Below are 25,440 nucleotides of genomic sequence, written 5' to 3' on the forward strand. Positions count from 1 at the left end.
TCATCTCCAGTATTTTATTTCTTTTGAACTCATCATGTCCTCATATTGTTTCAACGCGGTTTCCTTATCTGTATGAAGTAGTTGGTAAACCTGTTCATCATCTTCTTTTTCGGCATCTATTGAAAAATCAATATACGATAATAAGTCTATACGGTTAGAAATTAACAGATCTTTATTTATCTGCTTGCTGTTCATGCGCTTTACACTGTTGTCATCAATTATGATTATTCTGGGAACGCGCTGAACAGTATCGACAAACGCCAAAAATAATTCTGGCGTAATTGGCATACCAAGCAAGTCATATTCTATACCATCTTTTTCACCGTAAATATTGACTACCGGCATATCGCTTGTAACAAATACGGAACCTTTGGCTTTAAAAATACACAGTTGCGATTCCTTCATTGTCTCAGCCAAAGCCCGAGGAAACAAGCCAACATCCGGAGCAATGTTTATCTTCAAAAACTCGTTTGCCAGCATGGCCAGGTAAACATTTTGCGGTACATCAGGAAAAATGTCCTTTACATGTTTAATATGCTGCGGATCGTTTTTGTATTGTGTATCAATAATATAATTTGACAGATGTACAAAAACAGGGTTTCTAAACAGTAGTGATGACATAAATTGCCTTAGTTTATCAATTTCCACCCGCGCCAACTCAAATTCATCTGAATCTCGTAAAGCATTTTTTATCTTTGAGATAATTGTTGCGTATTCGCCTTCCAGTTCGATAAAACTGTTCTCGATCTCATTTGGTGCTGCAAAAACATGAGTTTTGCTATCTGGATCAATTGCAATTTGATCATATAGGTAAGAACGACAGCAAATATTGTCGATTGAAACCATTTTTGCATTTTCATCATTAGCAAAAACAACATAAACTTGTTCTGATTTTTGATTTCTCACAGAAAAGTTTTTTAAGTAAGCCTTGGGGACATAATGTTGTTTTCTCGTGATTTGCTTGTCTAAAACCTCTGTATATTCCATGACAATGTTGCTCCCACCAATATTTCCTATATTCAAATCTTCTCAGCGCTAAAATCGATCAAGAAATCATCATTTTATCTAGCCCTAATTCTGCAAGCTTTGTATTAGCCTCGAAAAATTCTGCATTATTGGAAAATGGCTATCTAGTACATAGAACTGCCGATCTTGCCCATCCTTCAAGAAGAATACTTGTTTATCCCGTGCTGAGCTAGTTAGGCTCTCCCTATGTAAGCATACAAAATAGTCTAATGTCTTTTCTTCTGGAAGCCGTTCCTGGATATATCCTTTTGTACTTCTGTCATATTTATAACCGAACTCTTTATATAATCGTTGTTTTCCAATACGAGTTTTAAAAGCAAACATCGCTAATTTTATATGTTTTGTTTCATCATGCAATTGGAAAAATTTATTTTTTTCAATCGTTTCTGTTAAATCATCCAAGGTAGCATTTCCCTTGACTTCTATAACCATTATGCAATCATTTGGTTCAACCAGGAAAATGTCTCCAGCTAGTTGACGTCTATAAAAATTTTTCCTACATACGATGATGTCACATTGTGGGCTTTGATGATTGGCCCAAGCAATAAAGCCGGTAACAAATTCTAGCATTTGAAACCGTTCCTGGAGACATTTTTTGAGAATGTTTTCTCCACATCTACCCATCTCAGCATGATGTTTTAACTTTTCAGCTATAAAATATTTGCAAAACAGAAGTTCCTCCGAATATTCCTCATATATCTTTGTAACATCTTCTTCCATAATAGACCTCTCACTTGCTTAAAACTTTTGTTTAGAAGTCTTTTTGAGCATTTGATATCCTTCTGTTCCGCTAATTTCAAGCATCGAATATTTCTTTAGCATTTTCTCTAAACTTATACGAATTTGGACAGGGGTATAAGAAGTTAATGCCCCTTGGTTAATGATAGACTTCGTCCAAATTCTTTGCTGATTATAGAGGCTCCAAAAACGATTCATATCAAAATTGGGATTCTGTGCCGCTATTTGTTGCACCATTGCGTTAAGCGTATTTCGATCTGCTTCCGAAACGCCTTGCGGAATCATATTTCCCATAGCAGAAGTGATATTTTGCGCTGTAACTCCGGTACAAGCATTATTAAGATCGGCCACAATAAACTGCGATTCTATATTTGCCAAAACATTTTGTGTTATCTGAAAGGAATTCTTTTGGAAAGCCTTCATAAGCATCTGCTGTTCCTGAATCTCTGACACATACTCATATAGTTGATTCAGTGCTGTATAGCTGGTCGCGTCCATTTTTCGGACAAAGTAATGTTTGTACTTGTTCCAATAATCCGTATCCATCAAGGGTAGTGATTCATAGAACGCCGTTTCGTTTAATTGTCCGTCAACAATGAAAGTAGAGATTTCCCTTAACCGCTCCTGGAATTCATCGATTTGAAGGACGATAAGAGAAGCTGCATCAATCTTTTTCTTCCGTTCCTGCAATATGTAAGTTGCAAGGGCAAAGCTACCTACGATAATAAGCAAAATGTTTGCCCAGTTATCTTTTATAAACTCTAACATACTTTATATTCACCTCAGATACTGGCGTAGTATTTGACTCAAAACCATAACATTTGCTGCTCCAAATAACTCCTCTGCCAACATTTGCTGCTGTTGAGGGGATAATTTTTGAATTGATCTCATTGCCTGAATCAAATCCTGCTTTGCTTTTTTATAATCGTCTGTGGGTTCCATCCCCAGTGTTAATTTATATTCTTCCATTTTCTTACCTCACCCAAAGTATTCCTGCATCAGCGCCTTTTTCAACGTTTCAAGCTTTTCGAGGCTGCGGCTGATGGTGGTTTTTGTTTTCTCCGTTTTGCTGACGAAAGAAGCGAACTGTTGTTGACTTTCTATGTCAGGCAACATCACTTTGAGTTTTTTTATCATTGTTATAGATAAATAGGCAACAGTTGAACCTGCCTGCATGGAATCTATTTGCTTTCTAAATCCTGGCATTGTAAACAGATACGAAATATATAGCGGGGTTACACCATCCATATATCCAGAAAGCCAGCTAATCATCCCGTCTTGAAAGTAAAATCTATCATTTACTTTTACAATATAACATTGCCCAAGTGTTCCTCTTGAAGTTATCAATATATCACCAGGGGCAGGAACTTGTCCTTGCGTCTTGAGTTCTTTATACCGTTCTTCAGGTATATATAACTCAGGGGTAACTGTTCCTGTGGTGATTAGGCTGGTTAAATCAGAAATTCTCCAAAAAGGGACACCAGAAGAAGATTGTTCGCTTTGATAAATACGCTTACTTGAACCTACAGAACATATTTTAGACATCGGCAAAACACGCCAATTTTTGGTGTTAGTTTCTGAATCTCCAAAAATCTCCATAAACCTTGCCTTGATCATCTCATCCAGCTTATCCAGCTGCTGTTGACGTTTCGCAATCAGGTCGCTAACCTTGTCCAGCACTGCTGCAATTTTGTGCTGTTCGTCAATGGGAGGAACAGTTATAGAGACGGCACCAAGAGTTGCTTTATTTAAAGTTGTACCCATAACTGCACGGTTCGTACCTTTTGTCCAATCCTTTGCAGAAAACAAATAGTAAAAATAGTCGGGTAACACTGCGTATTTTCCAGTCGGAATAAATGCCATTATTGCTTCATTGGTATATACAGGCTCTTGGGTAATAGCTGTTTTTCCTAATGAAAGCTTGAAACTCATAATCACGGTGTTGGCCGGAACACTTTTTATTCCACTTTCTTGGACAGCTAATGCAGAAATCCTTTCTTTTGTATCCTCTACATATTTTTGGTAGCTACCTAAATCAGCAATAGATACCCAATCATACTGACCATCAGTCCAGTAATCAGCGTTATTTCGAGATGGCGTTTTTCCCATCTGCAAATCAAATATTTCGTCCAGTCTCGCCATCACAGCATCCCCTCCAATTCTGCCAGCCCTGCGGTGATCTCCAGTTCCAGTTCGTGCAGGTCTGCCATCAGTTCCGTGGTCGAGGGGTACTCCACCGGCACATACTCCACCTTTTTGTACTTGTTGATGGATAAGTCATAGTCATTGTCCGCAATTTCCTGTTTCGGCACAAAAAAGCTCTGCTCCGTGCGCTTGCGGTCAGCTTCCTGGTCCAGATGGTGGAACCGCTCGATGATGTCGGGGATGTCATTCTCCTCCACCTCGCTGCGCTTATCGTCCAAGGAAAAGCCATCGGACTTCATATCATAGAACCAGACATTTTCGGTGCCGCCTGCGCCTGTCTTGGTGAACACCAACACTGCCGTGGAAACTCCCGCATAGGGTTTGAACACACCGGAGGGCATAGAGATCACCGCCCGCAGCTGATGGTTATCTACCAGTTCTTTGCGAATAGCTTTGTGCGCCTTGGAGGAGCCGAACAGCACGCCGTCCGGTACGATGCAGGCGCACTGACCACCCTTTCTCAGCATCCGCAGGAACAGCGCCAGAAACAACAGCTCGGTCTTTTTGGTGTTGGTCACGGCTTTCAGGTTGTCGTTGATGCTTTCCGCGTCCACGGTGCCCTTGAAAGGCGGATTTGCCAGACACATGGTAAACTTGTCGCTGATCTGGTTCTGCTTGGAAACGCTGTCCTTGTAGTCAATCTCCGGGTGGCTGATGGAGTGCAGCATCAGGTTCATCGCAGAAATGCGCAGCATGGTGCGGTCTGTGTCAAAGCCGGTGAAGGCATCCCCAGCAAAGTGCTCCCACTGCTCGGAAGTCATGGTATCCTCGTAGTGGTTGCGAATGTACTCCGCGGCGGAGACCAGAAAGCCTGCCGTGCCGCAGGCCGGGTCGCAGATGGTGTCGTTCGGGGTGGGTTGCAACAACTCCACCATCATTTCCCGGATGTGCTTGGGAGTGCGAAACTGGCCGTTCTGCCCAGCGGTAGCCAGTTTGCCCAGCATGTACTCGTACAAGTCGCCCTGCATATCCAAATCGGCAATGTCATGCTCATACAGGTCATCCAACCCTGTGATGATTTTTTGCAACACCTGCGGCGTAGGAATCAGGAACATCGCATCGCTCATGTACCGGGCAAAGGCCGTCTCATTCTGCACATCACTGCTGGAATCGTCGGCGATTTCCACCAGTTCCCCCTGCTCGGTGAAGTCCGGCAGGCGGCCATGTTTCATGTTTTTGATGGCAGGGAAGACCCGCTGGGAAATTACATTGAAAATATCGCGGGGATCGTTGTTCTTGAATTTACTCCAGCGCATGGACTGTCCAACGGCAGACTGGGGGAAAATCTTCTCCATCTTCTCGCCAGTCATATGCTCAAATTCTTCCGTTTCCAGCTCTTTTTCGTCCAGAGAGCGGATAAACATAAGATAGGTCAGCTGTTCGATGACGGTTAGAGGATTGGTAATGCCGCCCGCCCAGATGTCCGTCCAGATTTTATCTACTTTATTTTTAATCACACCTGTAATCATGCATCTATTCCTCCGTTTTCTGTATCAGGGATAAATTCCATCACGTCTCCGATATTGCATCCCAGCATGGTGCAGATTTTTTCCATGCTGTCCATGGAGACAGGCTCACCTTTACTTAATCGTGCTAAAACATTGGTGCTGATTTTTGCACGGTGCATCATGTCGGTTTTGCTCAAACCATGATCGATCAACTGTTTCCACAGCCGATTGTAACTGATTGCCATCCCGCACCTCCTGATTTTTTCCTATTTACTAGTATAACGGATATTGTGCTAAAAGACAAATAAAAATCACGAAATCGTGAGCTATTGATTGACAAAAACGTGGTCTGGATATTGGAATCCCAGACCACGTTTTGCTTTGAGTAAGACAGGCTTGCCATCAAATCATTTGAAAATGCTTTAGTGCATCCATAATTGCAGCTTCCTTTTCCGGCGGGCACTGTGGCACTTTCGCGTCTTCTTTCTTTGACAGATTATAATTCTGCCCCACATCTAGCCCGCACTTCCGCTTAACCTGGGAGATATACAGGCTGGACACCTTCAGGCCGTGCTTTTCCAGCACATAGGCTTTGATCTCATCATAGGTAGCTTTACTCTCCGCCGATGTCAAATCCAGCTCGTCCAGATTCAACTCCACCTCGATATGCTGCTTGGTGTTGAGTTTGGACAAAAGTACAACCGTCTCCACATGAACCGTTCTGGGAAACATATCCATCAGCTTCACCCGTTCCACCTGATACCCTTCCTGCTGAAAAATCTCCAGATCCCTTGCGAGGGAAGTCGGTTTGCAGGAAACATAAACAATCTCCGGTGCGCCAAATGCAATAATCTTCCCAATCGCCTTCGGGTGAATCCCATCCCTGGGTGGGTCTACAATAATCAGGTCGGGTCTTTCCTTAAGCTCATCCACCATTTTCAGCACATCTCCTGCGAGGAAGGTACAGTTTTCGAGATGATTACGCTTTGCATTTTCATTTGCAGCTACAACCGCTTCTTCAATCAATTCAATCCCTATCACCTTTTTAGAACCTGCTTCAGCCATAATCTGCCCAATCGTACCTGTGCCACAGTACAGGTCGAAAACCGTCTTATCCGCCACATCTCCGGCAAATTCCTTTACAATGGAATAAAGCTTTTCCGCGCCGGCGGAATTCGTCTGGAAGAAGGAATACACGGAAACCTTAAATTCCAGATCAAACAGCTTTTCCATAAAGAAATCTCTGCCATAAAGCAAGCGCATTTCGTCGCTTTTGACCACATCCGCCAGTCCATCATTCACAGAATGCAGAATACCGCAGACGGAGCCGTCCAATTCCAGTCCGAGCAGCATATCCTTAAATTCCTCCACGGAAAAGGGAACCTCAGAGGAAGTCACCAGATTGATTAAAATTTCGCCTGTTGCCGCGCCCTTTCGTACGACCAAATGACGCAGAGAGCCATCATGACGCGCCTTATGATAAAACGGCACCTTTCTCTCCTGAAAGAATTGCAGCGTCCCTTCGATGATTCGCAGATAATCCGCATCGACAATATTACAGTCCTTCAGCGTCACAACCTCATAATAGCTCATGCGTTTGCGCATCCCAAGTGCTAAGTCGCCGTCCTTTTCCTCGTCTCCGAAGGAAAATTCACACTTATTGCGATAGCCCGTCTCGGAAGGCGCAGGCACAATGCCTTCCCAGCTTTGCACACAAATCCCTGCGTTTTCCAACAGCCGTTTTACCTGTCGCTCCTTGAGTCTGAGCTCCTCCTCATGCCGCATGGTCTGATAGGTGCAGCCGCCGCAAAGTGCATAATGGGAACACATTCCTGTTTCTCTTTCCAACGGAGAGCGTTCGATGACCTCCTGCAGGCGCGCCTCCACGCCGCTGCCCCGTTTTTTGAACACCTGTGCCTGCACCTTCTGCCCGGGCACAGCATTTTTCACGATGACCTTTTCTCCTTCGTAATACCCATACGCCTTATTGGGAAAATTCACATCTGCAATCTCCAGAATAATCTCATCTTTTTTCTTCATAAAAGCCTCCAAATTTGTAACCGAATTTTATTTGTATTCCCTTTTTATCTATGATATAATACCCACTATACGCAGTATTTTCTGCGTAAAACAAGTCAAACAATTCATCATTTGAACAGGAGTGTATACAGGAATGTCTGAAAAATTAGAAGTCGGCAGCATCGTAGAAGGTAAGGTTGTTCGTGTCAAGCCCTTTGGCGCTATTGTTTCTCTCGGCAACACGCAGGGCTTGGTGCATATCTCTCAGGTAGCCAACAGCTTCGTTCAGGATATCAATGACCATGTAAAGGTTGGCGATATAGTAAAGGTAAAGGTGCTTTCTATTGATGAAGAAAGCCACAAAATCGCGCTTTCCATCCGTGAGGCTCTGCCTAAGGAGGAACGCCGTCCCAAGTCCAACAAGCCCTTCAACAAGCAGCCCCGCAGACAGAGCGAAGCATCTGCGAACCCTGCGCAGGAATATTTCCGTCCCCAGTCCTCCGTCAATGCGTCTTCTGATTTTGAAGACAAGATGAAGGAGTGGATGAAGCAGGCGAATGACCGTCAGACCAGCCTGAACAAGAGAGCAAACAAACGCTCTTACTGATTTCTGCCGCATATTTGATAAGTTTACCATGAAACAGGCTGTGTTGCAAGAATTTGCACCGCCGGAAAGGAGGAGAAAACGCTGTGACGCTGCTATTTCTCGCAGGTATTTATTTCTTTGCCCGAGGCGTTTTTGCCCTCTATGGTCAAACGATTTTTTATACCAAGCGCGTTCTGGAAAATATTGAAGAAAAGGATATCCCTGCTTATCTCAAGGAGATTGGCAAAATGAATCTTCTGCTCGGCGTTCTGTTCGTCGGCAAGGCGTGTCTGGATATTCCCTTTCCCGGCAGTCGCCCCATTCTGTATGGATGGCTGCTGATTTTGCTGCTTTGCGTATTTTCCATTTCCAAAATCGATACAAAATATAAAAAGCAATAAGCATAAATCCTCTCTGTTCACATGTACAGAGAGGATTTTTTTGTACAAAAAAAGACGGTACTTAAAAAGCACCGCCTGTTTTCGACTTAGAAGTCGGCTTTGCCGACACCCTATTAGCCGTTGATGATCTTTGTCAGTGTAACGGGATCAACATACTTGCCGTCTTTGTATACACGCATGTTACCGGATGCGATTTCGTCAATCAGGATAACTTCATCCTTATTGTAGCCGAATTCAAATTTGATATCATACAGATCCAGACCCAGCTTAGCCAGTTCAGCTGCAACGATTTTTGTAATCTGCAGTGTCTGTGCCTTCATGCTGTCATACATTTCAGCTGTCATGATACCCAGAACAACCAGACCGTCCTTTGTTACCAGAGGATCGCCCAGAGCGTCATTCTTGAAGGTTGTTTCTACATAGCCGCCTTCGATGGGTGTACCGTCTTCGATATATTCGCCGTAACGACGGATGAAGCTACCTGTTGCTTTCAGTCTGCAAATAACTTCCAAACCATGACCGAATACAGTTGCAGGCAGAACTTCCATTGTTACGTTATCCAGATCAGCGGAAACATAATGTGTCTTAACACCTGCTTCCTTCAAAATTTCGAAGAATTTGATGGATGTTTCCAGGTTTGCTTTACCAATGCCTTCAATCTGCAGACCAACAGAGTTTTCGCCGGGGTCAAATACGCCGTCTTTGCCTGTGCAGTCATCCTTGAACTTCAGCAGCACATTGCCGTTTTCCAGTTTGTAAACGTCCTTTGTCTTGCCCTGATAAATCTTTTCCATTATTGTTTCCGTCCTTTCTAACTTTTAACAACACAATTCTAAAGAGATTTATTTCTCCTGACAAATTTACTGTACTGCAAATTTTCGCCATATTCAAGCATTTTTTTTCGCTTCTAAAAATCTTGTCAAATCCATCACCTGAACGCTTTTCTGAGAAAAATTTTTGATACATCCGTTTCGCAAAAACAGCAGTTTTAACCAAAAAAGCCCCCAAGCGGAGGCTTTTCTCTGTAAAAATCAGACTATTTAAAAATTCTATTTTCGTTATAAGTGATGCTTATTGCAAGGAATCAGAGTGCCTTTGCGTCTCCCCATACATGGTCAAGCCCGTAAAACTCTCTTTCCTCTCTGTTAAACAGATGCACCAGAAGATTGCCAAAATCCAGCAGAATCCATGTACCGCCGCTGTAGCCCTCACTATGGTGCAGCTTTACGCCCTGCTGAAACAGCTTCTGCTCCACTTCATTCGCCATCGCATGCAGCTGGTTCGCGTTTTTGCCGCTTGCGATTACAAAGCAGTCCGCAATATTGGAAAGCCCTCTCAGGTCAAGCACCTTGATGTCCTCTCCAAGCTTATCCTCCAGTGCTGCTTCGGCAACCTTTGCCGCTTCTAATGCGTTCATTCCGTTTCCTCCTTTTCCACACAATGCTTATAGTATTCCAATGCCTCCAGAGACAAGGGGTGCAGCAGTCTGCCGCGCTCCTTCACGAAAGCAATGGTGCTTTCCAGAATATATTTCATCGCCATGTCTAAATCCAGATATGCCAAACGTCTGGCTTCCTCCAGACCGTCAAATTTTTCTCTGTTCGGCTCGATATAATCCGCAATGAAAATGATTTTTTCCAGCAGAGACATGCCTGCGCGCCCAGTTGTATGGTAGCGGATGGCATTGAGAATATCCTCATCCGTTACCTGATATTCTCTCCTTGCGACCTCTGCGCCTAAAAACGGATGAATCAAATCAGTCTGTTTTTCCATAATTTCATCCATTTTCACCTTATATTCCTTGCAGAACCGCAGCCGCATAGCTTCTGGGTAATCCTTTGCACAATCATGCAGAAGCCCTGCCACGCGCGCCTTCTGCTGGTCCTGCGGCGTACCGTAGATTTCCGCCAGCTTGACTGCTTCCTCCGCCACGCCCATCGTATGAATATAACGCTTGACCGAAAGCGCAGACTGCAATTTTTCCTGCATTGTTTCCACAGGCAGCATAAATTTCACCTCATCCTCCGCATCATCCTGATACAACCCAAATTTATGAATATAGTCCTCTACCTCCTGCGGCAGAAGATATTTAATCGGCGCACCGCGCTTGGCTCTCTCCCGAATATCAGAAGAGGAAATTGCCAGTGCCGGCACCTCCATATAATGCACCCGACTGGAAAATTTCTCCCTGATTTCGCCAATATCCTGAAATAGCTTCGATTTATCGTAGCCGGGTCTTGTCACCGCCACAAAATCGCACATGCCAAGCAGTCGTTCCGATTCCTTCCATGTCATAATCTGGTGGATGGCATCCGCGCCTGTGATAAAATACAGCCGCACATCCGGTCTGCACATCCTTTTCAGTTCTTCAATCGTATCAATCGTATACGTCACGCCGGCGCGATCAATCTCAATACGGGAAACCTCAAAATTTTCATTTCGCATCGTTGCCAGCACCGTCATCAGATAGCGATGCTCATTATGTGTCACCTTTTTATTTGTCTTATGTGCAGGCTGCCCTGCCGGCATAAAAACCACCTTGTCCACCTTGAAGCGATAGCGAACCGCCTCTGCCGTCACCAGATGTCCATGGTGAATCGGGTCAAAGGTGCCGCCCATAATGGCAATACTTTTGCAATCCCTGAAGTTTGCAATTTCATTTCTCATCTCTGTTCCTTCTTTCCCCGCTGTCGGTTTCGGGTTCTTATTTCTTTGCCTGCGGCAGCTCGATGACAGGCTTTTTCGCCGCACGGTACAGCACAAATTTGTTGCCAATCACCTGTACCACCTCTGCGCCTGTTCTGCTTGCCAGCATTTCTGCCGCCTCTCTTGCACCCAGCATATTATTATCCAGAACACTGATTTTTACCAGCTCTCTTGCCTCCAGTGCATTGTAAACCGTATCTCTCAGTTCAGGGGTTACGCCGTTCTTGCCTATCTGAAAAATTGCGTCCATTCCGTTTGCCATTCCGCGCAAAAAGGCTCTCTGTTTGCTTGTTAACATAATATTCTCCTTCTGTGTATTCTTCCTCAATATAATCCTTCCTATCATACCATACCGACACCTAATTTGCAACGAAAACAACCGAAAATTCAACTTTCTGCCCCTTGCTTTTTCTTCCTCTTTTTTTGAAAAAGAGTTGTACCTCTTGCCCAAAAATGATACAATAAGCGTATAAATTCTTTGAAAAAATCATGGGAGGGCAATAAAAATGGAGCTTATGATCGGTGGAAAACTAAAACAGCTGCGCTTAGATAAAAAGCTAAGTATTGCCGAGCTTTCCAGGCTTTCCGATGTCAGCACAGGTCTCATCAGCCAGATTGAGCGCGACCTTGTTGTTCCCTCTGTTACCAGCCTTTGGCGGCTTGCCAAAGCATTAGATACCAATATCAATTATTTCTTTTACGAAGAACCACACGAGGAGCAGCTGATTATTCGCAAGGGTTCGCACCGCACCATCGTCACCCACCATGACAGCAGCTTTTATAAGCTTCTGCATACCAATCGAGATGACCGCGCACTGGATATGATGGTAATTACCTTAAAAGCAGGCTACACCTACGATAAAAAGCCCCTCTGCCACGAGGGCGAGGAATGTGGCTATGTGCTGAAGGGCTCCTTGACGGTCTATCTCAATGGCAAGGATTATGTCCTGCATGAGGGGGACAGCATTTATTTCAACAGCACCCTGCCCCATAAATATATCAATAACGGGGATGAGGACTGCATTTCCATCTGGGCAATGACCCCCAAATTCTTCTGATATCTGCACACAAAAAGAGACTGCTTTCACAGTCTCTCTTTTTTATGTCATTTCTCTTTTTTAGCCCAAAACTCTCTGAATCAGGTTTGTCCAGTTGCCGCCGCTAATCATTTCCAGATCCTTTTCTGTGAAGCCCGCTTTTCTCAGCTTTTCAATCAGAACAGGAACCTCGGAGCAGTCCTTCATGCCCTTCAGACGGGAGTCATCCTGATCGCTGTAGCTCTTCATGGAATCGGAATCCAAGAAATCAAAGAAGTCAAAGCCGAAGCCCAGATGTTCTACACCAATCTTATCTGCGATATAGGTAGCATGGTTTACCAGATGGTCAACATCCTGCTCTGCCTTGTTGTCGCTGATAAAATCACCGAAGGCATTCAGCCCAACCAGACCATTGGTATCTCTGATTGCTCTCAGCTGATCATCTGTCAGGTTTCTTGCTGCGCTTGCCAGCGCCTTCGCATTGGAATGAGATGCCAGAATAGGGCCTGTTGCCAAATCAATGACATCCCAGAAGGATTTTTCATTGATATGAGAAACGTCCAGAATCATCTTCTTTTCCTGCAGCTTCTTAATTGCCTGCTTGCCCAGTTCGGTTACACCCCTGTTGGGGTCACCCTTTACACCGGTTGCCAATGCATTTTCTTCATTCCATGTCAGCATTGCATGACGCGCACCCAGGTCATACAGCTCATCAATCTTGCTCAAATCTTCGCCGATGCCTGCCAGACCCTCGATCCCCAGCAGGATTGCAAATTTGCCTGCTGCTTCTGCCGCCTTCAGCTCCTCCACATTATGAATCAAAACAAATTCCTTTGTTTCAGCCATTTCTCCCTTGATGCCCTTAACGATAGCTTCCATTTCATCCTTGGGTGCGTGCCCATTGTAGGTATCTGCCCAGATAACGAAGCATGCACCGCCGATGCCGCCCTTACGCAGTCTGTCCAGATGATGATTCTTCAATACCTGTGTTTCGCCTGCTTCTCTTTTATATCTTACATCGCTGAAAATGTCACTATGTCCATCAAAAATCATACTGTATCCCTCTTTTCTCATCTTTTGCCTTGTTTTTGCTTATAAAAATGCCGGGAAACCCCCTTGGCCCCCGGCAAATATTCATTTTTTATACGCAGCTCAGCCAATGACTCTCTGAATCAAATTCATCCAGTTACCACGACAAATCATTTCCAATTCCTTGTCGCTGAAGCCTGCTTTCTTCATTTTTTCTACCATAGCAGGAACGTGTGTGCAGTCCTCCAGACCTACTGTAAAGGTATTTTCCTGATCACAGAAGGAGCCGGCAGCTTCGTCATCCAGAAATTCACAGAAGTCAAAGCCAAATGCCAGATGCTCTACACCGATTTTATTTGCAATGTAGTCTGCATGGCGAATCAAACCATCTACGGTCTGTTCCTTCACATCCTTGTCAACCAGCATATTGAAGGAGTTCAGCCCAACAATCCCGTTTGTATCTCTGATTTCCAGAAGCTGGCAGTCTGTCAGATTTCTGACTACATCTGCCAACGCTCTTGCATTGGAATGGGATGCCATCAAGGGGCCGCCGCCCACCTTTGCCATGTCCCAGAAGGTACGTTCATTTGTATGGGAAACATCTACCAGCATGTGCTTATCATGCAGCTTTCTGACAGCCTTTTTGCCCAGCTCGGTCAGCCCTCTGTTGGGGTCGCCCTTCGTCCCTGTAGACAAATCGTTCTGTTCGTTCCAGGAAAGCATTGCATGACGGCAGCCGAAATCATACAGCTCGTCAATCTTATCCAGATCCGTACCGATGCCGGAAAGCCCTTCCAGTCCGGGCAGAATATAAAACTTGCCTGCTTTTCTTGCTTCTTCGATTTCCTTCAGGTTCTTTACAACAACCGCTTCTTCACACTCAGCCATTTCGTCCTTAATGCAGTGCATCAGCTCTCCCAGTCTCTTTGCAGGATCTGCATCATAGGGAGGATCAATCCACAGAACAAAGCAGCCGCCTTCGATGTTGCCCTTTCTTAAACGAGGCAGATGGTGATTTTTCAGAACCTGCGTTTCGCCCTTCAATCTGCGAACCGTTACGTCTGTAAAAATATCACTGTGTCCGTCAAAAATCATAATTCTTGCCTTCCTTCTTTTCTTTCTTCCAATTCTATTTCTATTCTCTGTTCGCTTTTGCTTATGCGCCCAAGAAGTTACCTACGATAGTACCGAAGTATGTACCTACAACGTAGCCCAGAGTACCTACCAGCATGATAGGACCTACCAGCTTAATCCAGCCCTGAGAGATTGCCATAGCCGCCGCTGTTGTGGGACCGCCGATGCAGGCGTTGGATGCCAGAATACAGTCCTCCAGGTCAAATTTCAGCAGCTTGCCGAATACGAAGCAGAACAGCATGTTTACGATTACCATGATTGCACAGAATACCAGCAGCAGAGGTGCATTCAGGAAGATAGCCTTGATGGATGCAGGTGCGCCGATTGCAAAGAAGAACAGGTAAATCAGGTATGTACCCAATTCCTGAGAACCGGACAGACCCTCCAGGGGTTTGGAGAAAATTGTCGCGATAATCATTGTAATGGTTGTCAGAATCAGATACTTGTTGCCGAACAGACCGCCAATCAGGTCTGTGATTATGCCGTTGCCGGAAGGGAACGCTGCGGAAATGAGACCTGCGATTTCTGTGGAAACCCAAACAACGATTACGCTGATTGCAAAGTTGATTGCAATGTCACACAGAGAGATGGGTTTCTTTGCCCAGAATGCAGCCGCCTGTGTTTTTGCAGCCTCATCCACACCTCTTGCATTGATTTCATCAATATGAGGATGTGTGAATTTTGTCTTAAAGAACTTCAGTGTAGGAATCATGATCAGTACAAAGAAGTACAGAGTCATCAGCAGGTTATCCGCTACAACCGCTGCGGATGTTGTGTCGCCGGGTACCTCAAATGCACTTGCCATTGCAGCAAAGTTTACAGTACCGCCGATGTAGGAACCTGTCATCATAGCAGCTACGCCTGCCAGATCCTTTACATGGTTGCCCAGCACCTTGAAGCCCAGGATTGCACCAACGGATGTACCGATTGCACCAATCATAAAGATAACCAGAATCTTACCTGCTTCTCTACCAATCTTACGAATGTCGCAGCTCAACAGCAGCATGGGGATTGCCATAGGAACAACATAGCCCCATACGATATCGTCGAACCAAACGCAGTTTGTAGGGATGATACCCAGGTTTGTCAAAACCAGTGCGCCAATCAAAGCAACGATCGCACCGGATACTTTAGATGCCCATTTCCATGTCTGTTCTGCATAGATAGAGAATGCAGCCCAACCGCAGGTAATAGCCATCAGCGCCCATGTATTGTCAGCGCTAATCAGTGGTGTACTCATAATAATAGCCTCCTTTGAATACATAAGATTTTTTGTGATTCAAGAACATTGTGATGTATGATAGCGGGTGTATGTATATTAAAACACTTCAATATCTTGAATCTACATGGTATATGTTAACACCCTGTTAAGAATTCGTCAATTCACTATTTCGACAAAAAAACCCTTGAAATATCGTTCTTTTGTACAAATATTCATCCAAAAGTCATAAAATAATTCCTTCGCACAAGGATGTTTGTTTTTTATTTGTGTACATTTCATTGGTAATATTTTCATTCAGTATTTTGATGTAATAAAGCGCACAAAAAAAGCAGGATAAATCTGATTTTTCAGATTCAACCTGCTTTCCAATTTATTCCTGCTGTTCCTTATTCTTCCTTCGGAATCCCTTTGTAAACAAATCCCTTTTCCGCATCTACCGTAATCAGCGAATGAGCAGGAATAAAGTCAACCACCTTCGCATTGCAGACAATTACAGGAATATCCAGTGCCATCCCTGCAACCTCCGCATGGCTGTTTACATTCTGATCCAAAGGCCCGACCACGATTGCCGCCGCCTTACGGATATAGGGCATAAAGCTGCTGTCCGTTGCCGTTGTCACCAGAATGTCCCCCTGATGGAAGGTGCGCTCCACGCCGTCCCTTGCGGTAATGACTCTGGCTGTGCCTGTTGCCCTTTTCGTGCCAACGCCCTTGCCCTTGCAAAGCACATCCCCCACGATATCCACACGCAGGGTGTTCGTTGCGCCGCTAAAGCCAAGGGGCATCCCCAATGCGGAAACAACCGTATCGCCGTTTTTCAGCAAGCCGCTTTTCACTGCGATTTCCAAAGCCGTATCAAATACACCGCCACGGGGCAGCTCTCCTGTATAAAGCATCGGCTTGCAGCCCCAGATGAGGTTCATCTGCCGCCAAACCGTTTCGTCCGATGTGCTCGCAATGAGCGGGCAGGCAGGGCGATAACGGGAAATCATTCTCGCCGTAAAGCCGGATTTTGTTACCGTTGTGATTGCCGCCGTTTTCAGTTCTGCCGCTGTTGCACAAGCCGCCATGCTGATCGCATTTGTAATATTCACTCTCGCCGGCTCTGTCGTATTCGCAAGCTTTGCCGCATAATCCACAGCACTTTCCGCCTTCAGTGCGATTCTCGCCATCGTTGCAACCGCCTCCAGAGGATATGCCCCTGCCGCCGTTTCGCCCGAAAGCATAATGGCATCACTGCCGTCAAAAATCGCATTTGCAACGTCATTTGCCTCTGCTCTAGTCGGGCGAGGGCTGTGTACCATGCTCTCCAGCATCTGCGTGGCAGTGATAACAGGCTTTCCGATACGGTTCGCCTTCGCAATCAGGATTTTCTGCACCAAAGGTACCTCCTCCGGCGGAATTTCTACGCCCAGATCCCCTCTGGCAACCATAATCCCGTCAGAAGCCTCCAGAATTTTATCAATATTTTCCACGCCCTGCTGATTTTCAATCTTGGAGATAATATGCATCTGTCCGCCGCCGTTTTCCTCAAGCACTCTGCGGATTTTCAGCACATCCTCCGCCGAGCGGATAAACGATGCCGCCACAATATCAAAGCCGTTCTCCACGCCGAATTTCAAATCCTCAATATCCTTTTCCATCAGGGAAGGCAGGTTCACCTCCACCCCCGGCAGGTTTACGCCCTTGCGGGATTTCACAACACCGCCGTTGACAACCTTGCAGACAACATCCGTTTCCGTAATATCCTCTACCTTCAATTCAATCAGCCCGTCATCAATCAGAATTCTGGAGCCTCTGTGTACATCCTTCGGCAAGTCTGCATAGGTCACCGAAACAATATTCACATCCCCCTCCACCTCTCTGGTGGTCAGGGTAAAGGTTGCATCCTCCTCCAGTCTCACCTTATCCTCCTTGAAGGTTTTCACGCGGATTTCGGGCCCCTTTGTATCCAGAATCAGGGGGATGGGGGCGTTCAGCTCCTCTCTCGCCTGTTTCAGCTTCGCAATCGTTTCCGCGTGGGTTTCGTATGTCCCGTGGGAAAAATTGATTCTCGCGGCATCCATACCGTTCTGAATCAGCTGCTTCATAATTTCCACATCATTTGTTGCAGGCCCCAATGTGCAGACAATTTTCGTTTTTCGCATATTGCGGCACCTCCTTTTTTCTGTCGTATTTTTTCATTTCAATTAGAAATTCAATCAAATCGAAAGAATTTTGATTACATCGTAAATTTCGGGGTCTAATTCCTTGTCCATCTGTAAGGACTCCAGCAAATCCAGAATCTCGTAGCGTCCTCTGTTATAGGCAACCGCAATGTTTTCCCTGCCCTCCAGAATTGCCTTCACCGCATGATAGCCCATCATAGATGCGTGCATGCGGTCGGTCGCCGTCGGGCTGCCGCCTCTTTGCAGATGTCCCAGAATGGTCGCTCTGGTCTGAATCCCAGTAATCTCCTGAATATCCTGCGCCAGCTTCTGCGTACCGCCAACGCCCTCTGCCACTACTACTAGATTATGGCGTTTGCCGATACTTCTATTCTCCAAAATCTGCTGAATCACTCTGTCGCTGTTGATGTTTTCCTTCTCCTCAGGAAACATAACCTCCTCAGCGCCGCCGCACATGCCGCACCATACAGCAATGTAGCCGGCATCTCTGCCCATCACCTCTACAACGGAGCATCTTTCATGGGAATTGGAGGTATCTCTCAGCTTATTCAGCGCATCCATACCGGTATTGACCGCCGTATCAAAGCCAATCGTATATTCCGTCCCCTTCATATCCAGGTCAATCGTCGCAGGAATCCCCACACCATTAACCCCTCTTTTCACCAATTCCGCCAGACCGCGGTAGGAGCCATCCCCACCGATGACAACCAGTGCATCCAGTCCCAAAATCTTATAGATTGCCGCCGCCTTATCCAGCCCCTCGTCCGTCATCATTTCGGGGCAGCGTGCCGTATGCAGAATCGTGCCGCCAAGGTTCAGCACATTGGAAACATCTCTGCTGTGCATTTCCTTAATTTCGCCGCCAATCAGCCCTGCATAGCCCTTGCGGATACCTACAACATCCACATCATAATATTTTGCCGTTCTGACAACCGCACGAATTGCCGCATTCATGCCGGGCGCATCGCCGCCGCTGGTCAGTACGCCGATTTTTCTGATTTTCTTTTCATTCTTCCGTTCTACCATCTGAATTCCTCCTCATCCTCCGCCAAAAACTTCCACACAAAATCCTTTGTGGCATTATTTTTTCTCAATATCGACTTCGCCTGCCCGAATCATGCCGAACTGCGTATAAACCTCTGCTTTCCCTCTGATTTTCATGGCAGAGGTATTCTCCGTAAACTGCGCAATCAGAACCTCACCCTGATCCAGCTTTTCCGTATGATGAATCTTTGTCACCTCGCCACGGGTCACGCCAATGATATTCACACCCTTTTCCAGTGCCTTCACACAAATATAGGATGTATCTGCTCCGATTTTTTCAGCCATACGCTTTCCTCCTCAATATTTCAACGCAACATTTTTTTCGCCAAGCAGCTGCCGCAGCTCCTCGCAGAGGGCATCCTCACCCGTCACCCAGTTTATGCGGTCTGCCTTCATTTTCTGTCTCGTTTTCTCATCATAAATATATACCGGCACATCCCCGTGATATTTTCGGAGAATTGCCGTAATCTGTCCGAAGGGAACGCTCTGCCCTGCCGCAAGCTTCAGCCATACGGAGGACGGAATCTCTGCCGCCTCGTTCTGCTCCAGATTTTTGATATCCGCTGCAATCACCTTGCCCTCGCCATCTGCGGAAACACTCGCCCTGCCGTGAATAAGCAGTACCGCGTCCTCCTGCAAAAGCGGCGCACATTTTTCATACACCTTCGGGAACACCACAATCTCCATGCTCCCTTGGAAATCCTCCAGTGTGATAAATGCCATCTTATCATTATTTCTGGTATATTTCACAGAAACCCCTGCAATCATCCCACCAACGATTACCTTCGTGCTGTCCTCTATCTGTGTATGGTGCGAGCCCTCCTCATCCGGCAGAAAATCCATGCTTGTATTGCTGATTTTCCGCCGCAGCTGTTCCTCATATTCCGCCAGAGGATGTCCGCTGACATAAATCCCCAAGGCTTCCTTTTCCATAGCAAGCTTCTCCTTCGGCGGAAATTCCCGAATGGAAGGCAGTTCATCCGTCTGCTGAAAGCTTTCGTCACCGCCCATGTCAAACAGGTTCAGCTGTCCTTCTATATTATTCTTTCTGGCATGTCCGATTCCTGCAAGTATCTCTTTATAAATCGCCATGTACTGACTGCGGAAACCGCCGAAGCTGTCCAGTGCGCCGCCCTTAATCAGTCCTTCAATGCCGCGCACGCTCCATTCTCCGCCCTCCATGCGGTTGCAGAAATCCGTCAGAGAGGTGAATTTACCGTTTTTTTCGCGCTCCGCAACCAGTGCATCCACCGCACCCTTGCCGATATTCTTGATTGCCGCCAACGCAAAGCGAATCTTCCCATCGGATACGGAAAACTGCCGATATCCTTCGTTGATATCGGGGGGCAGAAGCTGAATCCCCATTTTCTTACATTCCTCGATATAGCCGCTGACCTTCGCCGCATTGTCCATCACGCTTGTCATCAGTGCCGCCATGAATTCCACGGGATAATGCGCCTTCAGCCAAGCAGTCTGATAGCCAACCACCGCATAGCAGGCAGCATGGCTTTTATTAAAGGCATATTTTGCAAAGTCCGTCATTTCATCAAAAATCTTTTCTGCCGCTTCTATGGGAATCCCGTTTTTCACACAGCCGGGCACCTCGTCCCCATCCCCATGGATAAATTTTTCCCGTTCCTCTGCCATCACGGATGCCTTTTTCTTACTCATCGCACGGCGCACAAGGTCACTTCTGCCAAGGCTGTAGCCTGCCAGATCCCGCACAATCTGCATTACCTGCTCCTGATACACGATACAGCCGTAGGTGTTTTCCAGAATCGGCTCCAGCTTCGGATGGGTATACTGCACCTTGCCGCCTGCATTTTTCCCCTTGATATATTTCGGGATAAAATCCATCGGCCCGGGGCGATAAAGCGCAATCCCCGCAATCATATCCTCCAAACAGCGTGGCTGCAGCTCTCGCATAAACTGCTTCATACCGCCGCTTTCCAGCTGGAACACGCCCTCTGTTTTGCCTTGGCAAATCATGTCATACACCATAGAATCATTTTCGGGCAGCTCCTCCATGTTTAACCGAATCCCGTGGATACGCTCAATTTCCTGCACTGCGGACTGGATCACCGTCAGTGTCCGCAGTCCCAAAAAGTCCATTTTCAGCAGTCCCAGCTCCTCCAGAATCGTCATGGTGTACTGGGTATTGATCTGCCCGTCATTCGCACTCAGCGGTACATATTCCATAACAGGCTCACGGCAGATAACCACGCCGGCGGCATGGGTAGAGGAATGGCGCGGCAAGCCCTCTAAGCGCAGAGAGGTATCAATCAGCCGCTTCGTATCCGCTTCCTCCTCATAAGCATGCTTGAGGTCGGGGTTCATTTTCAGCGCCTTTTCAATCGTAATCCCCAGCTCTGCCGGAATCATCTTGGAAATGCGGTCAACATCCGCATAGGGCATTGCCAGCGCGCGCCCAACGTCCTTGATTGCCGCTCGCGCCGCCATCGTCCCGAAGGTAATAATCTGCGCCACATTTGCCTCGCCATATTTGCGGATGACATAATCAATCACCTCCTGCCGCCGTTCATAACAGAAGTCAATGTCAATATCCGGCATGCTGACACGCTCAGGGTTCAGAAACCGCTCAAAAATCAGATCATATTTCAACGGATCAATTGTTGTAATGGAAAGGCAGTAGGAAACCATGCTCCCTGCCGCAGAGCCGCGCCCCGGCCCAACAATAATGCCGTTATCCTTCGCATATTTGATAAAATCCCAAACGATCAGGAAGTAATCCACATACCCCATATTTTCAATCGTGGTAAGCTCATATTCCAGCCGTTCCTTCCATTCTTCCTTCGCCGCAGGGTATTTCTTTGCAAACCCTGCATAACAAATCTCGCGCAGATAGCCTTCTGCCGTTTTCCCATCGGGTACATCAAAGCGTGGCAGCTTCAATTCATGGAACGTAAAGCTCACATTGCACCGCTCGGCAATCCTTGCCGTATTGGCGCAGGCCTCAGGTGCAAAGGAAAACAAATCATACATTTCCTTCGGGCTTTTCACATAAAACTGGCCGCCCTCATAACGCATCCTGTCCTCATCCAGAACCGTTTTCCCCGTCTGGATGCAAAGCAGAATATCATGCGGCTCTGCGTCCTCTTTATAAATATAATGGCTGTCATTTGTACAGATGAGCGGAATCTCTGTCTCTCTGCTCATCCGCACCAACGCCTCATTCACAATTTTCTGCTCCCGAATCCCATGATCCTGCAATTCCAAAAAGTAATTGCCCTCCCCGAAAATATCAAGATATTCCAGCGCGACCTCCTTCGCCTTCTCATAGGATACATTCAGAATATTTCTGGGTACCTCCCCTGCCAGACATGCGCTTGATGCAATAATGCCCTTGCTGTATTTCCGCAGAAGCTCCTTATCCACACGCGGCTTATAATAAAACCCTTCGGTAAAGCCATAGGAAACCAACTTAATCAGATTATGGTAGCCCTCATTATTTTCAGCCAGAAGAACCAGATGATAATAACCGCCGCCCTTGCCCTCCTTTGTGAAGCGAGAGCCCTCCGCCACATAAACCTCACAGCCGAGAATCGGCTTGATGCCGGCCTCCAGTGCCGCCTTGTAAAATTCCACCGCACCATACATCGCACCGTGGTCGGTGATGGCAATGCTGTCCATCCCCAGCTCCTTCACCCGCTGCACCAGCTCCTTTATCTTGGCAGAGCCGTCCAGAAGGCTGTATTCCGTATGAACATGAAGATGCGTAAATGGTTTCTTCTCCCGTTCTCTTTCCTGCATTTCCAATTTCCGCACCTCCTTTGTTTTCTAAAAATCTCTTTTCCTATCGTTTCAGTATATCATATTTTTCCACGCAGAAAAACGCCCTAGCCCGGAAAAAATTCTTTTTTCTCTCAAAAAAACAGTTGACAAATGTCTTTTGGATGTTATAATAGTCCTCAACAACTTGATAGCAAAAAGCGATGACGAAGAGGACTGAGTGTCTGCGTTTTCAGAGAGTCGGCGGTTGCTGTGAGCCGATAACAATTTCATTCAATAGTCTATGGCTTCTGAGCTGGAGGTTCGAAAATACAAACGTATCGGTAGGCTCCTCCCGTGACTGCTGCGTAAAAGCATAGGGCTTGTTTGAGCCCGAAGAGGTGGCATATTTTATATGCAATTTGAGTGGTACCGCGGTTTATACTGGCCGTCTCAAGGTTTTTCCTTGGGACGGCTTTTTTATTACCTGTTGCCTGTCCTCGCATTTGCTGCAACCAACATCAACTTTATTTTATATTTTTACTAAGGAGGAACGAAGCATGAGTGAATATCGTATCGAAACAAAATGTGTACAGGGTGGCTATACCCCCGGCAATGGGGAGCCCAGACAGATTCCCATTTACCAGAGCACCACATTCAAATATGACACAAGTGAGCACATGGGGCAGCTTTTTGATTTGGAGGCATCCGGCTATTTCTATTCCAGACTGCAAAACCCCACCTGCGATCTGGTTGCGGCAAAAATTGCTGCGCTGGAAGGCGGCACAGCAGCAATGCTGACCTCCTCCGGACAGGCGGCAAATTTCTACGCCGTATTCAATGTTGCAAATTGCGGGGATCATGTCGTTGCATCCTCCACCATCTACGGCGGCACATTTAACCTTTTCTCTGTAACCATGAAGAAAATGGGCATCGATTTCACCTTCGTTGCGCCCGACTGCACAGAGGAAGAACTTGCAGCGGCATTCAAACCCAATACAAAGGCAGTCTTTGGCGAAACCATCGCAAACCCCGCCTTGAGTGTTCTGGATATCGAGCGTTTCGCAAATGCTGCACACGCACATGGCGTTCCTCTGATTATTGACAACACCTTTGCAACCCCCATCAACTGCCGTCCCATCGAATGGGGTGCGGATATCGTTACCCATTCCACCACAAAATACATGGACGGTCACGGCGCGGCTGTCGGCGGCTGTATCGTAGACAGCGGCAATTTCGATTGGTTGGCACATGCCGATAAATTCCCCGGTCTCTGCACTCCCGATGACAGCTACCACGGCATTACCTATGCGGAAAAATTCGGTCAGGGCGGCGCATTTATCACAAAGGCAACCGCACAGCTGATGCGTGACTTCGGCTCTACCCAGTCTCCCCAGTCTGCCTTCCTGCTGAATCTGGGTCTGGAAAGCCTGCATGTGCGGATTCCCCGTCACTGCGAAAACGGCTTAGCTGTCGCAAAATATCTGAAAAACCACGATTTGATTTCCTATGTCATCTATCCCGGTCTGGAAGGGGATAAATATTACGAAACAGCGAAAAAATATCTGCCGAACGGCTCCTGCGGCGTTGTCAGCTTTGGCGTAAAGGGCGGCAGAAAGGCGGCGGAAGCCTTCATGGGGCATCTGAAAACAGCCGCTATCGAAACCCACGTTGCAGATGCACGCACCTGCTGTCTGCACCCCGCAAGTTCCACCCACAGACAGATGACAGATGCAGAGCTGGCGGCTGCAGGCGTACCTGCGGATATGGTTCGCCTGTCCTGTGGTCTGGAAAATGCACAGGATTTGATTGACGATATCGCACAGGCACTCGAAGCTATCAGATAAGCATACGAAAGAAACGGAGATTATAGCAATGCCCATTAAAATACCCAATGAATTACCCGCAGCCAAGGTGCTGACCGATGAAAACATTTTTATCATGACAGAAACGCGTGCGATCACACAGGATATTCGTGCTCTGAAGATCCTGCTGTTAAACCTCATGCCGACAAAAATCGATACCGAAACACAGCTTTCCCGTCTCTTGGGCAATACCGCCCTGCAAATTGAGCTGGAGCTGATTCATACCAGAAGCCACGAATCCAAAAACACACCGGAGGATCATCTGCTTGCCTTCTATAAAACCTTCGATGAGGTAAAGGAGCAAAACTGGGATGGTCTGATTATCACAGGCGCGCCCATCGAACAGATGGAATTTGAAGAGGTGGAATATTGGGACGAGCTGGTGGAAATCATGGAATGGAGCAAAACCCATGTCCACAGCACCTTCCATATCTGCTGGGGCGCACAGGCAGGTCTGTATTATCATTACGGCATCAAAAAGCACATGATGCAGGATAAAATGTTCGGCGTATTTCCGCATAAGCTGGATAAAAAGACCTCTATCCTCTTCCGTGGCTCGGATGATATCTTCTATGTCCCCCATTCCAGACATACCACTGTCTACCGCGAGGACATCGAAAAGGAACCGCGCCTGAAAATCATTGCATCCTCTGATGAAGCAGGGGTATACGCCATCCATAATGACGGCGGCAGTCAGATTTTCATTATGGGACATTCGGAATATGATCCCCATACCCTGGAAAAGGAATACCTGCGGGATAAAAACGCAGGACTTCCCATCGAAGTCCCCAAAAATTATTATCCCAACGATGATGATACACAGGAGCCTCTGGTAACATGGAGAGCGCATGCAAATCTGCTCTACTCCAACTGGCTGAATTATTTCGTCTACCAGACCTCCCCCTATGATATCACGCAGATTAACCAAAACCAGTAATACGCCAAAAGGAGCCTTTCGGCTCCTTTTTTTATGTGCTGCGTTCTATTTAATATCTGCTAAAAGCCCTCCTATCAGTCTGTTTTTTGCCTTTCATCCCGAAGCTGCTTTCCTTTTCCTCATACATAAATTCATCATACATAAAA

The 25,440-nt window shown here is 46.4% G+C and carries 25 protein-coding genes and 1 other annotated feature; of the genes, 5 read left to right on the forward strand and 20 right to left on the reverse strand.

The window, feature by feature from the left end; genetic code table 11:
- From GPK49_RS03285 to rlmD, 8 genes are all read right to left on the reverse strand, one after another.
- Positions 1–987 (reverse strand): DUF4238 domain-containing protein, encoded by a 987-nt coding sequence (locus GPK49_RS03285; protein ID WP_215676736.1) that lies wholly within the window; start codon positions 985–987, stop codon positions 1–3.
- An 84-nt stretch (positions 988–1,071) separates the two neighbouring features.
- The gene (locus GPK49_RS03290; RefSeq protein ID WP_118285496.1) at positions 1,072–1,746 is read right to left on the reverse strand and encodes a DUF6602 domain-containing protein; all 675 of its coding nucleotides are present in this window, start codon (positions 1,744–1,746) and stop codon (positions 1,072–1,074) included.
- 18 nt (positions 1,747–1,764) lie between these two features.
- Entirely contained in the window at positions 1,765–2,532 is a 768-nt protein-coding gene (locus GPK49_RS03295; RefSeq protein ID WP_118578221.1) for a hypothetical protein, read from the reverse strand.
- A 9-nt stretch (positions 2,533–2,541) separates the two neighbouring features.
- Positions 2,542–2,733, reverse strand: a complete 192-nt coding sequence (locus tag GPK49_RS03300; protein ID WP_118301701.1) for a hypothetical protein — start codon at positions 2,731–2,733, stop codon at positions 2,542–2,544.
- A 9-nt stretch (positions 2,734–2,742) separates the two neighbouring features.
- Positions 2,743–3,906: a restriction endonuclease subunit S gene (locus GPK49_RS03305; protein WP_215676737.1), complete on the reverse strand. Its 1,164-nt coding sequence runs from the start codon at positions 3,904–3,906 to the stop codon at positions 2,743–2,745.
- Positions 3,906–5,438: an HsdM family class I SAM-dependent methyltransferase gene (locus GPK49_RS03310; protein ID WP_215676738.1), complete on the reverse strand. Its 1,533-nt coding sequence runs from the start codon at positions 5,436–5,438 to the stop codon at positions 3,906–3,908. Before GPK49_RS03310 ends, GPK49_RS03305 begins: the two co-directional genes overlap by 1 nt.
- Positions 5,435–5,662, reverse strand: a complete 228-nt coding sequence (locus GPK49_RS03315; protein ID WP_015564904.1) for a helix-turn-helix domain-containing protein — start codon at positions 5,660–5,662, stop codon at positions 5,435–5,437. The genes GPK49_RS03310 and GPK49_RS03315 overlap by 4 nt, the downstream gene beginning before the upstream one ends.
- Before the next feature lie 157 nt (positions 5,663–5,819).
- Positions 5,820–7,457 carry a 23S rRNA (uracil(1939)-C(5))-methyltransferase RlmD gene (gene rlmD, locus GPK49_RS03320; RefSeq protein WP_215676739.1) on the reverse strand — a complete coding sequence of 546 codons (1,638 nt, stop codon included), beginning with the start codon at positions 7,455–7,457 and terminating at the stop codon, positions 5,820–5,822.
- Positions 7,458–7,590: 133 nt separating this feature from the next.
- Here rlmD and GPK49_RS03325 point away from each other — a divergent pair, with 133 nt between their 5' ends.
- Both GPK49_RS03325 and GPK49_RS03330 read left to right on the forward strand, forming a co-directional pair.
- On the forward strand, positions 7,591–8,043 hold the full coding sequence (locus tag GPK49_RS03325) for a S1 RNA-binding domain-containing protein (protein WP_215676740.1): 453 nt from the start codon (positions 7,591–7,593) through the stop codon (positions 8,041–8,043).
- Between the two features lie 83 nt (positions 8,044–8,126).
- Positions 8,127–8,423: a hypothetical protein gene (locus GPK49_RS03330; RefSeq protein WP_215676741.1), complete on the forward strand. Its 297-nt coding sequence runs from the start codon at positions 8,127–8,129 to the stop codon at positions 8,421–8,423.
- Positions 8,424–8,536: 113 nt separating this feature from the next.
- Here the strand turns inward: GPK49_RS03330 and GPK49_RS03335 are convergent, their stop codons facing one another.
- From GPK49_RS03335 to GPK49_RS03355, 5 genes are all read right to left on the reverse strand, one after another.
- Positions 8,537–9,217 carry a phosphoribosylaminoimidazolesuccinocarboxamide synthase gene (locus tag GPK49_RS03335; protein WP_016407767.1) on the reverse strand — a complete coding sequence of 227 codons (681 nt, stop codon included), beginning with the start codon at positions 9,215–9,217 and terminating at the stop codon, positions 8,537–8,539.
- Positions 9,138–9,419, reverse strand: a complete 282-nt coding sequence (locus tag GPK49_RS03340) for a hypothetical protein (protein ID WP_147365490.1) — start codon at positions 9,417–9,419, stop codon at positions 9,138–9,140. The genes GPK49_RS03335 and GPK49_RS03340 overlap by 80 nt, the downstream gene beginning before the upstream one ends.
- Positions 9,420–9,507: 88 nt before the next feature.
- Entirely contained in the window at positions 9,508–9,840 is a 333-nt protein-coding gene (gene rsfS, locus GPK49_RS03345) for a ribosome silencing factor (protein WP_016407768.1), read from the reverse strand.
- Positions 9,837–11,090 carry a nicotinate-nucleotide adenylyltransferase gene (gene nadD, locus GPK49_RS03350; protein ID WP_016407769.1) on the reverse strand — a complete coding sequence of 418 codons (1,254 nt, stop codon included), beginning with the start codon at positions 11,088–11,090 and terminating at the stop codon, positions 9,837–9,839. The genes rsfS and nadD overlap by 4 nt, the downstream gene beginning before the upstream one ends.
- A 37-nt stretch (positions 11,091–11,127) precedes the next feature.
- Positions 11,128–11,427, reverse strand: a complete 300-nt coding sequence (locus GPK49_RS03355) for a YhbY family RNA-binding protein (RefSeq protein WP_215676742.1) — start codon at positions 11,425–11,427, stop codon at positions 11,128–11,130.
- Positions 11,428–11,635: 208 nt separating this feature from the next.
- Here GPK49_RS03355 and GPK49_RS03360 point away from each other — a divergent pair, with 208 nt between their 5' ends.
- Positions 11,636–12,187 (forward strand): cupin domain-containing protein, encoded by a 552-nt coding sequence (locus tag GPK49_RS03360; protein WP_016407771.1) that lies wholly within the window; start codon positions 11,636–11,638, stop codon positions 12,185–12,187.
- 60 nt (positions 12,188–12,247) lie between these two features.
- Here the strand turns inward: GPK49_RS03360 and GPK49_RS03365 are convergent, their stop codons facing one another.
- The 7 genes from GPK49_RS03365 to GPK49_RS03395 all read right to left on the reverse strand — a co-directional run bounded on the left by GPK49_RS03365 (position 12,248) and on the right by GPK49_RS03395 (position 22,534).
- Complete coding sequence (locus GPK49_RS03365; RefSeq protein ID WP_016407772.1) at positions 12,248–13,219, reverse strand: dipeptidase; 972 nt, start codon at positions 13,217–13,219, stop codon at positions 12,248–12,250.
- Between the two features lie 99 nt (positions 13,220–13,318).
- Positions 13,319–14,290, reverse strand: coding sequence for a dipeptidase (locus GPK49_RS03370; protein WP_016407773.1), 972 nt, complete (start codon positions 14,288–14,290; stop codon positions 13,319–13,321).
- A 61-nt stretch (positions 14,291–14,351) separates the two neighbouring features.
- Positions 14,352–15,569: a DUF819 family protein gene (locus tag GPK49_RS03375; protein ID WP_215676743.1), complete on the reverse strand. Its 1,218-nt coding sequence runs from the start codon at positions 15,567–15,569 to the stop codon at positions 14,352–14,354.
- A gap of 368 nt (positions 15,570–15,937) precedes the next feature.
- Positions 15,938–17,698: a pyruvate kinase gene (pyk, locus tag GPK49_RS03380; protein ID WP_215676744.1), complete on the reverse strand. Its 1,761-nt coding sequence runs from the start codon at positions 17,696–17,698 to the stop codon at positions 15,938–15,940.
- Positions 17,699–17,752: 54 nt separating this feature from the next.
- Positions 17,753–18,718, reverse strand: coding sequence for an ATP-dependent 6-phosphofructokinase (locus tag GPK49_RS03385; RefSeq protein ID WP_444876935.1), 966 nt, complete (start codon positions 18,716–18,718; stop codon positions 17,753–17,755).
- Between the two features lie 81 nt (positions 18,719–18,799).
- The gene (gene mtrB / locus GPK49_RS03390) at positions 18,800–19,048 is read right to left on the reverse strand and encodes a trp RNA-binding attenuation protein MtrB (protein WP_016407777.1); all 249 of its coding nucleotides are present in this window, start codon (positions 19,046–19,048) and stop codon (positions 18,800–18,802) included.
- A 12-nt stretch (positions 19,049–19,060) separates the two neighbouring features.
- Positions 19,061–22,534: a DNA polymerase III subunit alpha gene (locus tag GPK49_RS03395; protein ID WP_215676760.1), complete on the reverse strand. Its 3,474-nt coding sequence runs from the start codon at positions 22,532–22,534 to the stop codon at positions 19,061–19,063.
- 173 nt (positions 22,535–22,707) lie between these two features.
- Positions 22,708–22,951: a binding site (T-box leader), on the forward strand.
- 101 nt (positions 22,952–23,052) lie between these two features.
- On the opposite strand from GPK49_RS03395, the gene GPK49_RS03400 reads away from it, so the two are divergent.
- Together GPK49_RS03400 and metA are read left to right on the forward strand one after the other, a co-directional pair.
- Positions 23,053–24,339: an O-acetylhomoserine aminocarboxypropyltransferase/cysteine synthase family protein gene (locus tag GPK49_RS03400; protein WP_016407779.1), complete on the forward strand. Its 1,287-nt coding sequence runs from the start codon at positions 23,053–23,055 to the stop codon at positions 24,337–24,339.
- A gap of 28 nt (positions 24,340–24,367) precedes the next feature.
- Positions 24,368–25,294 (forward strand): homoserine O-acetyltransferase MetA, encoded by a 927-nt coding sequence (gene metA, locus GPK49_RS03405; RefSeq protein WP_016407780.1) that lies wholly within the window; start codon positions 24,368–24,370, stop codon positions 25,292–25,294.
- Positions 25,295–25,440: the final 146 nt, after the last annotated feature.

This window comes from Clostridium sp. MCC345 (genome assembly GCF_018785345.1).
Classification (GTDB): Bacteria; Bacillota; Clostridia; order Lachnospirales; family Anaerotignaceae; genus Anaerotignum_A; species Anaerotignum_A faecicola.